Source organism: Rhodomicrobium udaipurense JA643, assembly GCF_000636015.1.
Classification (GTDB): Bacteria; Pseudomonadota; Alphaproteobacteria; order Rhizobiales; family Rhodomicrobiaceae; genus Rhodomicrobium; species Rhodomicrobium udaipurense.
This window is the reverse complement of sequence record NZ_JFZJ01000099.1, coordinates 1-11,595: the sequence shown is the minus strand read 5'-3', so window position 1 is coordinate 11,595 and position 11,595 is coordinate 1. Positions and strand designations below refer to the sequence as shown.

Sequence of the window (11,595 nt, the reverse complement as noted above, 5' to 3'; positions counted from 1 at the left end):
CATCCATCGGCGCGGGCTCGGCTAGGCCCCGCTCGTAGCCCGCAAGGATCGCGTCCGCCGCATGCTCGTGGTCGCCGAGATCGGGCGATAGACCGGCGCTCGCGCAAAGCCTCACGAGATCGAACGGATACGGCATCACCGCCGCCTCGTCGAAATCGTTCACGCCCCAGATGAGGCGACCCTCGGCATCGCGCCATGTGCCGAAATTCTCGACGTGGATGTCGCCGACCGCGAGCACATGTGGTGCGTCCGCGAGATCCGGCAGCAGCTTCTCAACCTTTGCGGCGTAACGGAAATAGGTCGCGCGCAGCATCGCGAAGGGGCTTTCGGCCATGCGCTTGTGCTTCTTGTTGAGATCCGCGTCGACCACGTCGCATTGCGTCCGCAGCCAGGTCTCGTAGTCCGCGTTCCGTCTCAAGAATGCCATTTGCATGCGCCTCCGATTTTTCCGCTGCCATCCTAACAGCGTCGGCTGCGCTTGCTATCCCGGTGCGCGCAAAAAAAGGGGCGTTCGCCGATAATCGGCCTTACAGAGCTTCTTCGCCGAGACGGTCGTCTCGCCCCCGGCCTCGACGTGCGGTCGTCAGGATCACACCGCCCACGACGAGGAGCATGAGCAGCACGAACACGAGCACGAGCGCCGATTCCTCGATCCAGGCGATGGCGGGCACGGAAAGCGCCATGACGAGGCCGAGCACACAGGTTTGCCACGAAAGTGTATGCACGCCCGCGACGAAAGTGCCGAGCGCGAGGAGCAACAGGATCGCAAGGCCCGTTGCGTCGGTGCTCAGCATGCGCTGCACGTCGGAGATGAGAAGCAGGTTCATGGCCACGAGAAAGGCTGTCCAGTGCAGCGCCTGTGTCCACACGAGGCGCACGCGTTCGGGGCGCGTTCGGGCGTGCGGCCAGCCGCTGATGATGCAGACGAGGCCCGTGATGAGCGCGAGGAATTCCCAATAGCCGATGAGCGCCTGTCGCGTCATGCTCGTATAGGCGACGCCGATGAGCGTGAGGACGAGCACAACGACCTGCGGGATGGCCTTGTAAAGCACATGAGTTGAGCGCGGCTCGGCCGCCTCCGCATGTGCGCGGGTTTCGACATCGGACTCTGCCATGGTGACTGCCCCTGCTTTAAAGTCGGGAGCAGTATCGCCGCGAAAGCCTTCGGGACTCTGCCCGGCCCCGAGCCGTTTCGATTCAAATTGCAGGGGAGGGCACACTGCGGATACTTCCCAGCCGACGCCCTTTCGCGTTTTTTCGTGTCACGCCCGCGACGATCCGCTTTCGCTGAAGCTGCTCGGGCGAAGATGTCACGCGTTGGCGTCGGGCTTTTCCCACGCCTTGACATGCATGCACCGGGTGCGCTCAGGTTTTTCCTGAGCACATCCGGCTTGCTGGCCAGCAGGAAGGGCGGAAGCTATTTAATCCCGCTCTTCATGGTGAGGAGATAGACAGAAATGACTGCCGAGAGAACAATAATGTCAACCCAGATCCACACGGGGTCCATGGGGAGGTCTCCTATGTTGGCGTAATCAGCAAGTTGAAGTCGAGATATTTTTTGTCTCGGATTCAATGCAATGAAGCAAGTTCTGCCAAATTCGCCCTAAAGCGTGGTCAGGTTGTAGCATTGCATCTCAACTTGATGGTATAAAACTATACTCGATAATATCTCGGAGTAAACAAGCCTGCTTCGCGCTTTGCTCGTGGCGATGCGCAAGCCCATTCAACGGGCTTATATTTTTCTATTTAATTTCAGCAACTTGCTCACAACGCGCCGCGCAGTCGTGCGACATCGCGTCTCTCGCTTCGCGATGCAGGGATTTGGCGGGTTATCGGGCGTTCAGGCGCAATTTCAGCGCGCGAATCGGCGCTCGAAGCGGTGCGTTATGGGTACGGCACGGCCTGATGCAGGCTGTCGATCAGGTTCGCGTCAGCGGCTGCGCCAGATGCCGAAGGCCGCCACAGCGGCGAGCGCAGCCGATATCAGCACGTTGTAACCCGCCAGCGAAACGCCCCAGATGCGGAGCGCTGCGTCGTCGCACCGCACGACGGCGTTGCTCCTCAGGCTTTGGAGCAACGCTCCCGGCTTGAACGTGCCGTCGCTCGCGCACGTGTCGGGGCCGGGCCAGAGCTTCCACTCCGCGCCCGCGTGATAGACGCTGAGCCCGGCATTATAGAGGAAACCCAGCATCAGCGCGGCAAGGATCACCACGGCGACCCTGGGTGCGCGCGTGGCGAACCACGCGGCGAGGATGCCGCCGGGGATGCCTGCGTAATACGGGACGCGCTCTTCGAGGCAAAGCGGGCAGGGCTTGTAGCCGTAAAGCTCGAAAAGCCATGCGGCCGCGAGCGAGATGATGCTCACCGCCGCGATCACGATGGCCGCGCTGCGTGCATCGAAGGATGCCCGTTCGCCGGCAGCTGTTGCTGAATTATACGACATATCGAACGATCACGAACCCCGAGACGATCACCGCCGCGAACCCCGCCGTCACAAGTTCAAGGCGACGTTCGAGGAAATTGCGGATCGGTTCGCCATAGATATGCAGCAGCCCCGCAACAAGGAAGAAGCGAATTCCGCGCGTAACGATGGAAAGCAGCACGAACAGCCAGAAATCGTAGCCCGCGAAGCCGCTTGCGATGGTGACGAGCTTGAAGGGGATCGGCGTCAGGCCCTTGATGAGAATGATCCACGCGCCCCACTCGGCATAGGTGGCGCGGAACGCGTCCATGTTCTGGCCGTAGACGTAGAAGTCGATGATCCACTTGCCGACCGTGTCGTAAAGCAGCGCGCCGATGGCATAGCCGACGATGCCGCCGACGACCGAAGCCGCCGTACACCACGCCGCGAGCTTGAACGCGCGTTCGCGCTGCGCCAGCACCATCGGAATGAGAAGCGCATCCGGCGGGATCGGAAAGAACGAGCTTTCCGCGAACGAGACGAGCACGAGCGCGAGAAGGGCGTTTGGCCCTTCGGCAAGGCGCATTGTCTTTTCGTAGAGGCGTCGAAGCATGAGCGGAGCTTTCTCAGGAAAGGCTGATGCCGGATAGCGCGGCCCGCTCCGCTTGTCCATAAGGTCGCCAGAGCAATTGTCTTTGCATGCGATTGGGGTATGAAACGTGCAACAATAAGGCTGCGGCTGAGGCAGATACGAATGTCCCGACTGAGCGTTACCTATTACGTGCGTGGCGACGCGGCATCGATCGAGGCGAGGGCGGCGGCCATCGCGGTCGAGCAGAGCGTGGAAATGCCGCTCGACGCCATCGCCGACGCGGGCATCCTCCGCGATATCGTGGGCGAAGTGCAGGGCATCCGCGAGGCGGAGCCGGGGCTGTTCGAGGTTCGGATCGGCCTTGCGGTCGATACAACGGGATACGAGGCGGGGCAGCTTCTCAACATGCTGTTCGGCAACAGTTCGATCCAGCCGGACGTGACGCTCGTCGATGCGGAAATCCCGGAAGCCATGGCGGCGGCGTTCGGCGGCCCGAACGTCGGCACCGAGGGACTTCGCGAGAAAGTCGGCGCGGGCGCTCGCGCGCTCACCTGCACGGCGCTGAAGCCGCAGGGCCTTTCGCCCGACGAACTTGGCGCGCTCGCGGCACGGCTTGCAGGCGGCGGCATCGATTTCATCAAGGACGACCACGGGCTTGCCGATCAGATCTACAGCCCGTTCGCCGACCGCGTGCGGGCCGTTGCCGAAGCCTTGCGCGAGACGAACGCGAAGACGGGCTTCCGAACGCTCTATGCGCCGAATGTGTCCGGCAGCTTCGATCGGGCGGCGGATCAGATCGCGCTCGCGGAGGCAGAGGGCATCGAGGCGGTGCTCATCGAGCCGATGCTGATCGGCGTGTCGAATTTCCACCGCCTGACGCGGCTGTTCCCGAACATCGCGTTCATCGCGCATCCGGCCATGGCGGGCGCGGCCCGCATCGCGCCGCCGTTCCTGCTCGGTACGTTGTTCCGCCTCTTCGGCGCGGATGTCACCATCTACCCGAACTATGGCGGCCGCTTCAGCTATTCGCCCGAAACCTGTCGCGCCATCGCCGAGACCGCGCGGCGACCATGGGCGGATCTCAAGCCCTGCTGCCCGTCGCCCGCTGGCGGCATGACGCTTCAGCGGGTGGACGAACTTCTGGATTTCTATGGCGCGGACACCATGTTGCTCATCGGCGGCAGCCTGCTCGCGGCGCGTGAACGCATGACGGAGGAGGCGGCTGCGTTTCAGGCGCGCGTGGTGCGCCATTTCGAGGGATTGCACGAATGACGGAGCGCGAACGCTCGAACATCCGCGAGGCCAAAGCGTTTTCAAATCGAGCCGGAGCGTCTGCACGCTCCAGCGACGAGGGCTTTCGCTGGGATGGCGTCGACCTTCTCGCCTACAAGGAAGAAGGCGCTGCGCCGTTCAAGGCGATCACCCGGCAGGTGCTTTTCCAGCGGCCGGAGCTTTCCTGCGAGCTACGCTATTTCGAGATGGCGCCGGGCGGCCATTCCACCTTCGAGCGACATGAGCATGTGCATGGCGTGATGATCTTTCGCGGGCGCGGTCTCTGTCTCGTCGGCGACGAGGTGCGCGAGGTGGCCGCGCCGGATCTCGTTTTCATCCCGCCCATGACATGGCACCAGTTCCGCGCCAACGCGGGTGAGCCGTTCGGCTTCCTGTGCATGGTGAACGCCGAGCGCGACAAGCCGCAGCTTCCAACGCCGGGGGAACTGGCAGAACTGAAGAAGAACCCAGCCGTCGCCGCGTTTTTCGCTGAAGCGGATTAGCCGCCGGGCAGTCACTTCCCCAGCGCGTCCACCATCGCGGAGACGGCTTTCATCTGCGGCGCGTTCTTCGTGAGGAAATCGAGCCCGGTATAGCCCCACCAGTCCCAGCAGGCTCTGGGGTTTGCGCTCGACGCTTCAACCTGCGGGAACAGCACGATCAGCCGATTCGTCGCGGCCCAATCCGCGAAGCCCGAGCCCTTCGTCACCGCATCGCCGACGAGCGCGCGCGTCTGCCTGCACCCGTGGAACACCACATGCACGCGACAGCCGCCTTCGCGGCAAGCGGGCGGCACATAGACGACGCCGTCATCGGCCATCGTCGCGTCAGACGAGGCATAGCGGCGCTGGTCGAAAACGGTGAAATCGGCCTCGGCGGCCGTGCCCTTAGGTTCGAGCGAGCCGTAGAGGAAGCGCAGGATCGCCTCGGCCTGATCGTATTTGCAATTGTTAACGAAGGGCGGCTCGGTGGTTTCGCACGCATTGCCCGCCATCGCCGTCGAAAACGCGTGGCCGCCGGGCCCGCCTGACACGAAGTCGATGTTCGCTTCAGGCACGCCCGCCGCGAGATAGAAGTCGCGCGCGGCCTTCACCACGGCGAGCGCGACCGTGCTGTCGTTTGCGCCCGAATAGAGATAGATCTTCGAGGCTTTGAGGTTCGAGAGCGGATCGATGGAGCCAGCATCCGCAAGCTTCCTCGCCTGGGCCAGTAGCCGTTTCGCGTCGAGCACGCCGAGCGACGAGAGATAGTCCGCCATGCAGCCGTTCTGCGCCTGCGCGGTGTTCAGCGCGAGCGCCGCCGGAAAAAAGGGGATCGCCTTAGCGCCCGCACTCATGGCGCATCCGAATGGCCCGGCGGCGACGATCCCAGCCCCGAAAACGCGGCTCGAATTGGCAATCTGGAATTGCCCGGCCATGTAACCGCCGGACGATAGCCCCGATACGGTTTGCTTCGAAACATCGGCCTTGAGCGCGGGCAAGCTGTCGGCGGTGGTGGCTGTGCAGCCCGTCGCTGCCAATGCTGACGCCACCGCTGCCATTTTCACCACCCGCGCGAACGAAATCACCGGAAGAGCCAGCCGAAGATGCTCGGACCGCCGCGACGGCCACCTCCGCCACCACCGCCGCCACCGAAGACCGTCGACCAAGGGTTCTCGTCGCGCCGGGCCGCCTGCTGCGGCATCTCCTGCCTCGGCTTCCTCAGGTCGTACACGCTCGAAAGCCCGTCGGTATCGGTTACGGTGACGCCATATTGCGTCCACGCCCATTTCGACTTTGCGTCGCCGGTGATGTAGGGCTCGATGCCCGCAACTTGCGCGCGCGACAGGTCAATGATGGCGACATATTCATAAGGGATGCCGCCCTTCTCGCCGGACCGGTAGCGCAACAGCCCGATCCCGGCCAGCGTCTCCTTCAGCGGCGTCCATTCGAGGATTTCGGCGGGTGCCGCGCCTTGCGTTTCGAGCATCACCGGCATTTTCGGATAGCGCTCGTTCAGCGCCGTATAATGTCCGGTCGCCGAGCGGAACACCTCCCAGCCATCGACGGCGGGGGCGAGCGGCTTCACCACCGCGTCGGCCGTCTCGCCGCTCGCGGCCTTGTAGCCGTCGCGCAGGTCGCGGTTGAGAGGATCGAGTTCGAGCGCCTTGCGGTAGTCGGCAATGGCCTCGTCGCGACGGCCGCCGCGCTCGCGATAGCTGCCCCTGAAGCGATAGGCATCGGCGTAGGCGGGCGCGAGTTCGATGGCCTTCGACAGGTCTGCGTCCGCGCCTTCGGCGTCGCCCGTCCCGTATTTCGCCTGACCGCGCCAGAAATACGCCTCGGCGGCGTTCGCATCGAGCGAGATCGCATGGTTCAGGTCTTCCAGCGCGAGGTCGGCCCGCTTGCGTTCGAGGTTCTGCGACGCGCGCCCGATCAGCGCCGGAACATTGTCCGGGCCGAGTTCCACGGCCTTGGAGAAATCGCGAAACGCAGGCTGCCAACGCCTTTCCTTCGCGTGGGCCTGTCCGCGCGCCACATAAAGCGCCGCGTTATCGGGGGCGAGCGCGATTACCTTGTCGAGATCCTGCGCCGCCTCGTCGTACCGCTTCAGCGCCGCGTAGATCGCCGCGCGGTTCTGATAGGCGGGGGCGAATTGTGCGTTCAGCGTGATGGCGCGGTTAAGATAGCGCAGGCCCGTATAGAGACGGCCTTCGCCTGCCGCGATCCGCCCGCACCCGTTCAGCGGAATGGAGCTTGCGGGCATGAGTTCAATCGCCTTGCGGAAATCCTTCTCGGCCACGTCGGGGTGATTGAGCTTCTGGCTCGCGTTGGCGCGGTTCGCATAGGCCGCGCCGAAATCGGGCGAAAGCGCCACCGCGCGGTCGAAATCCCGGAAAGCTTCGTCCGGCCGGTTCATCTCAAGGAAAACGTTGCCGCGATTGTTGTAGGCCAGCGCATAGTCGGGGTTGAGCGAAACGGCTTTGGTGAAGTCGGCGGCGGCTTCGTCGAGCTGCTTCATGCGCCATTTCGCGACGCCGCGATCCGAAAGGATGGTGGCTTGACGCGCGGGAGGCAGGCCGGCCTCGCGCAACGCCTCGTCATAGGCGGACACGGCGACGTCGTAGCGCCCGCGAAGGAGCGCGGAACTTCCCTCCTGCGCCTTGAGCGCGGTCTTGTCGGGCGCGGCCATCGCGGCCCCGTCGATACCGAAAGTCAAGACTGCCGCGATTAAGATCGAGGCGGCGGCCACGGTTCCCCCTGCGCGCCCAATGCCGAGAGAGGCTGCTTTACGCTGTTCCCGCATTCCGCTAACACAATGAAAACAACTGCGACGTTTGAGCCTATGGCGCATCGAAACATTCCCATCCTGCGCGGACTTGCTCTTGGGCTTGCCCTTATCGCAGCCGAGCCTTGCCTGGCGACCGGCGCGATGGAGTATAGCGGGGTGGCGTTCGCCACGGAAGCATCGCCTGAAGCGGGCGCCAGCCGAGACCTTACCGGACAAAGGGTAAAAGCGGCGCAAAACAATGGCGCGTCCGGCAGTGAGTCGACCGCCGAGGCGCAGAAGAAGCTGAAGCAGGAGCTTGATCGTCTGCGGCGTCCGCCTCGCGACGGATGGGCGACGACTACGCCCACCAGCCAGCAGAAGCCGCCGCAGCCGCAGAAGCCATCGCCCACGGTCCCGACCGAAGCGCAGCCTAAACCGAAGCGGCCAGCCACCACAAACACAACCGCCCAGACGCCACAGAAGCCGAAGCCCGGCGCTCCTGCGGTCGCGCCCATCGAAGCGCCGCTTCCCATCGGCCCCGCCATCGATCCGGCGATCGACCGCGCGGTGGGAAAGGTGCTGTTCCTTCGCTTTTTCGGTACGACGCCCAACGATGGCGGCCCGAAAGCCATGCGCGCCATGCTGCAAACAGGCCAGATCGCGGGCGTGATGTTTTCGCAGCAGAACATCGCTTCCAAGGCCCAGTTGCGCGACCTCGTGAAATCTCTCTGGCAAGGCAACGCGGCTCAGCGGCCCTACTTCGCGATTCGCGAGATCGGCGGTAAGGACGACGCGCTGCCTCAGTTGAAGGAGTTCGAGGCGTGGCCATCTCCGAGCGACATCGCGGGCAGGGGCGACCCCGAATACGCCTATTCCACCTATCGCTCGCTCGGCTTCAACCTCGCGCATCTCGGCTTCAACCTGAATTTCGGCCCGGCGCTCAGCCCGTCCGGGGCGGCGGCAGACCCGTCGAGTTTCGGCGCGAATCCGCTGCAATCCGGCGTTTTTGCCAAGACGTTCATTCTCGGTCACAAGGATACGAACGTCATTCCCGTGCCCGTCGTGGACCAGAGCGAGCTTTCGGTGCGCGCCCTGAAGTCGCTGCTCGTCGCCTATCCGGGAACGCCGGTTGCGGCGGTGATCGGCGATGAAACGGCGTCGCTCTCGGTATACGAGAACCTCGTGCGGGGTCCGCGCTTCTGTTTTCTCACGATGACCGCGGGCGCGGCCGAAACGGTGTCCTCCTTCGCCAAAGGCTGCGACGTGCTGGTGGTGGATGGCGGCAAAGAAAGCCCGGTGGCGACGCGCGCGGCTCTGGCGGCCGCGATTGCCGACGCGGTAAATAACGGCACGCTTGCGCTGGCGGACCTTCAGGCCTCGGCACAGCGCCTTTCCACGCTTCGCGGTTCCACGGCATCGATATCCAACGGATTTACAACTACAGCGCAGTGAGCGCTTGATCCTGCACCTATGGGCAGATATGAGCTTTTAACCAATTCTTGCGGGCAGCTTATGGCAACAATCGCGATCCTGCATGCGAATCACAACCACCCCGCCTACACGGGCGCTTCGCTGCGCGCGGGCGCGGTGGGCGGCACCGAAAGCTCGGCGATTTATCTCGCGGAGGCGCTCGCCCGGCGCGGCCATCGCGTCTTCGCGCTGAACCGCCTCAAGGCGTCGTCCGTGGAAAATGGCGTGACATGGTTGCCGCTCGAAAGCCGCACGAGCCTGCCGTCGGTCGATTTCGCCATCGCGCTCAATTCGGACCGGCTCTATTGGGGTTTCAAGGCACGCCACAAGCTGACATGGCTGCATACGCCGCCGACGCTCGGCAAGTTTCTCAAGCGGCGCAACGCACTCGCGCTTCTGTGGCATCGGCCGACGGCGGTGCTGCTCGGCGGCTACCACGCATCGACGCTCGACCCGCGCGTGCCGTACCGTCGCCGTGTGGAGATTGCGCATGGCGTGGCGGATATGTTTTTCGCGCCGGAGCCGGAAGCAGGGCCGCGCGCTCCAAAGGCCGTCTTCTGTTCGCGGCCTTCACGCGGGCTCGATTTTGTCGCGCGGCTTTGGCCGAGTATCCATGCCGCGGTGCCGGATGCCGAATTGCACGTGTTCTGCCCGCATTCGAGCCTTGACGAGGCCGCCGCGCGCATTGGCGGCTCTTCGCCCGGCATTCGGCTACGCGGCGGCGTCGCGCGGTCAGAGCTTGCGGCCGAACTCAGGACCGCGCGCGTGATGCTGGTCCCTGGCGATCTGGATGAAACCTATTGTCTCGCGGCTGCGGAGGCGACGGCCTCGGGCGTGCCGCTCGTCACGCTTGGCATCGGCGCGCTGAAGGAGCGCGTGCGCGACGGTGAAACCGGCTTCCTCGCGAGCGGTGCCGACGATTTCGCGCGGCATGCCCAAAACGTGCTCACCGATGACGCGCTCTGGCTTCGTCTCAATCGCGGCTGCTTGGCGGAGAGCGCGCTGGGCCGCTGGGACGACCGCGCCGCCGATTGGGAGCGGCTTTTCGCGGCGCTCGATACGCGAGACGCCCCCGCGCTCGAACCGTTTCTTGTCGCGGCGCGTTAAATCCGTCAGGCTTCCGCTCAAGCCGTTTCGCCGAAATCTCGCTGGGGACAACCGCCATGACCACGGAACTGACGATGCTGGTTTGGACGCTCGTCCTCGCCATCGTGCAGATCGGCCTTTTTTCCATCGCGCGGACGGCGCAATACGGCGCGAAATGGAACATGGGCGCGCGGGACGAGAAGCAACCGCCGCTGAACCCCGTCGCGGACCGGCTCGGGCGTGCGCAGACGAATCTTTACGAGACGCTGCCGCTATTCATCGCTGCGGTGCTCATCGCTCATGTCGCGGGGCGGGAAAACGCCACTACCGCGCTCGGCGCGCAACTCTACTTCTGGGGCCGCGTCGTCTACGTGCCGCTTTATGCTTTCGGCGTGCCCTACGTCCGCACTCTCGTGTGGGGCGTCGCGACGGCCGGGCTGCTGATGGTGCTGTGGCCGCTTCTCGGATAACGCGAGCATCCGCCCGCTTTCGCCATTGCAAGGCGTTCCGTGTTGCCCCTTATGACTTGCCTCTTTGACGCGCGCCGCTAGAGTTGGCCCCGAAAACCGGGTTGGCCGCCTCGGGGTTTCGCGCCGACCTCGGCGTGAAGGAAACTTAGACGACACCTCGAGCGTTGATGCGAGCGGCCCTCGCTTCGACCAGCGGCGACGCCGACGATTTTTGAACGGTCGATAAACCAATCGGGTGGACTCTGTCGGAAAGCCGCAGGTTCAGGGAGTAAAGCGTCAGCATGGACAACACGATCCGTCTCTCGCCGCACGCGACCTTCTGGGTGGTGATCGTAGCCCTCGGCACGATGGGGCTCATGGTGTTCGCCGACGTGCTCATGCCTTTCGCGGCGGGGTTCGTCCTCGCCTATCTCTTTCACCCGCTGGTCGAACGGCTCCAGCGCATAGGCGTGCATCGCGGGGCGGCGGCGTTCGCCATCATCGCGCTTCTGCTTCTCATCTTCGTTGCGATTTTCGCGTTGCTCATTCCTCCGCTGGTCGACCAGCTCCGGCAATTCGCGCAGGACTTGCCGGGCTATTATCAGCGCGCGCGCGCCTATCTCTGGGAGAATTATCCGCAGTATCTCCGGTCCCTTCAGAGCACGGTCCAGCAGCAAGAGGGAACGGGCGCAGCGCAGGGGCAGGCGCAGGATGTGGCGGGCGTCGTCGCGGGCTATCTGAAGGGGCTCGCGGAGAGCAGTCTCGCCTTCTTCAACACGCTCGCGCTGCTGTTTCTGACGCCGGTCGTCACGTTCTTCCTGTTGCGCGACTGGGACCAGATGTTCGCGTCCATCGATAGCCTGCTTCCGAAGAGGGACGCGCCGACCATCCGCAAACTCGCGGGCGAGGTCGACGACACGATATCCGGCTATCTGCGCGGCATGTTCATCGTGCTGTCGATCCTGTCGATATTCTATATGGTCACGCTTGGCCTGATCGGACTGAATTACGGCCTGCTGATCGGCCTTTTCGCGGGCATTATCAGCTTCGTGCCTTACCTTGGCTCGACAACGGGG

General features: G+C 64.0%; 12 protein-coding genes. 6 read left to right on the top strand and 6 right to left on the bottom strand.

The features are described 5' to 3' along the window. The 4 genes from T281_RS12935 to T281_RS12920 form a co-directional block, all read right to left on the bottom strand. The coding region (locus tag T281_RS12935) for a DUF2252 family protein (protein ID WP_037239710.1) at window positions 1-427 on the bottom strand (427 nt) is incomplete at its 3' end. Between the two features lie 100 nt (window positions 428-527). Then, window positions 528-1,115: a hypothetical protein gene (locus tag T281_RS12930; RefSeq protein ID WP_037239706.1), complete on the bottom strand. Its 588-nt coding sequence runs from the start codon at window positions 1,113-1,115 to the stop codon at window positions 528-530. An 815-nt stretch (window positions 1,116-1,930) separates the two neighbouring features. Further along, on the bottom strand, window positions 1,931-2,443 hold the full coding sequence (locus T281_RS12925) for a disulfide bond formation protein B (RefSeq protein WP_037239703.1): 513 nt from the start codon (window positions 2,441-2,443) through the stop codon (window positions 1,931-1,933). Beyond that, window positions 2,433-3,014 (bottom strand): YqaA family protein, encoded by a 582-nt coding sequence (locus T281_RS12920; protein WP_037239725.1) that lies wholly within the window; start codon window positions 3,012-3,014, stop codon window positions 2,433-2,435. The genes T281_RS12925 and T281_RS12920 overlap by 11 nt, the downstream gene beginning before the upstream one ends. 141 nt (window positions 3,015-3,155) lie before the next feature. On the opposite strand from T281_RS12920, the gene T281_RS12915 reads away from it, so the two are divergent. After that, window positions 3,156-4,265 (top strand): RuBisCO large subunit C-terminal-like domain-containing protein, encoded by a 1,110-nt coding sequence (locus T281_RS12915; RefSeq protein WP_037239700.1) that lies wholly within the window; start codon window positions 3,156-3,158, stop codon window positions 4,263-4,265. Beyond that, a complete protein-coding gene (locus T281_RS12910; protein ID WP_037239697.1) occupies window positions 4,262-4,768 on the top strand; it encodes a cupin domain-containing protein in 507 nt (168 codons plus the stop codon). Before T281_RS12915 ends, T281_RS12910 begins: the two co-directional genes overlap by 4 nt. A gap of 11 nt (window positions 4,769-4,779) precedes the next feature. On the opposite strand, the gene T281_RS12905 is transcribed toward T281_RS12910, so the two are convergent. Both T281_RS12905 and T281_RS18360 read right to left on the bottom strand, forming a co-directional pair. After that, window positions 4,780-5,805, bottom strand: coding sequence for an extracellular catalytic domain type 2 short-chain-length polyhydroxyalkanoate depolymerase (locus T281_RS12905; protein WP_037239722.1), 1,026 nt, complete (start codon window positions 5,803-5,805; stop codon window positions 4,780-4,782). 23 nt (window positions 5,806-5,828) lie between these two features. Beyond that, entirely contained in the window at window positions 5,829-7,463 is a 1,635-nt protein-coding gene (locus T281_RS18360; protein ID WP_162173175.1) for a tetratricopeptide repeat protein, read from the bottom strand. 126 nt (window positions 7,464-7,589) lie between these two features. Between T281_RS18360 and T281_RS18835 the strand changes: the two genes are divergently transcribed. From T281_RS18835 to T281_RS12880, 4 genes are all read left to right on the top strand, one after another. Then, on the top strand, window positions 7,590-8,966 hold the full coding sequence (locus tag T281_RS18835) for a glycoside hydrolase family 3 protein (protein WP_037239694.1): 1,377 nt from the start codon (window positions 7,590-7,592) through the stop codon (window positions 8,964-8,966). A 60-nt stretch (window positions 8,967-9,026) separates the two neighbouring features. Then, window positions 9,027-10,091, top strand: coding sequence for a glycosyltransferase family 4 protein (locus tag T281_RS12890; protein ID WP_052037465.1), 1,065 nt, complete (start codon window positions 9,027-9,029; stop codon window positions 10,089-10,091). 56 nt (window positions 10,092-10,147) lie between these two features. After that, complete coding sequence (locus T281_RS12885) at window positions 10,148-10,540, top strand: MAPEG family protein (RefSeq protein WP_037239691.1); 393 nt, start codon at window positions 10,148-10,150, stop codon at window positions 10,538-10,540. Window positions 10,541-10,821: 281 nt separating this feature from the next. Then, window positions 10,822-11,595: AI-2E family transporter (locus T281_RS12880; protein ID WP_052037464.1), on the top strand; the 774-nt coding region annotated here is incomplete at its 3' end.

Coding starts and splice junctions, on each gene's coding strand:
- T281_RS12930 (WP_037239706.1), bottom strand. CDS start 1,115: ATGGCAGAGTCCGATGTCGAAACCCGCGCACATGCGGAGGCGGCCGAG.
- T281_RS12925 (WP_037239703.1), bottom strand. CDS start 2,443: ATGTCGTATAATTCAGCAACAGCTGCCGGCGAACGGGCATCCTTCGAT.
- T281_RS12920 (WP_037239725.1), bottom strand. CDS start 3,014: ATGCTTCGACGCCTCTACGAAAAGACAATGCGCCTTGCCGAAGGGCCA.
- T281_RS12915 (WP_037239700.1), top strand. CDS start 3,156: ATGTCCCGACTGAGCGTTACCTATTACGTGCGTGGCGACGCGGCATCG.
- T281_RS12910 (WP_037239697.1), top strand. CDS start 4,262: ATGACGGAGCGCGAACGCTCGAACATCCGCGAGGCCAAAGCGTTTTCA.
- T281_RS12905 (WP_037239722.1), bottom strand. CDS start 5,805: ATGGCAGCGGTGGCGTCAGCATTGGCAGCGACGGGCTGCACAGCCACC.
- T281_RS18835 (WP_037239694.1), top strand. CDS start 7,590: ATGGCGCATCGAAACATTCCCATCCTGCGCGGACTTGCTCTTGGGCTT.
- T281_RS12890 (WP_052037465.1), top strand. CDS start 9,027: ATGGCAACAATCGCGATCCTGCATGCGAATCACAACCACCCCGCCTAC.
- T281_RS12885 (WP_037239691.1), top strand. CDS start 10,148: ATGACCACGGAACTGACGATGCTGGTTTGGACGCTCGTCCTCGCCATC.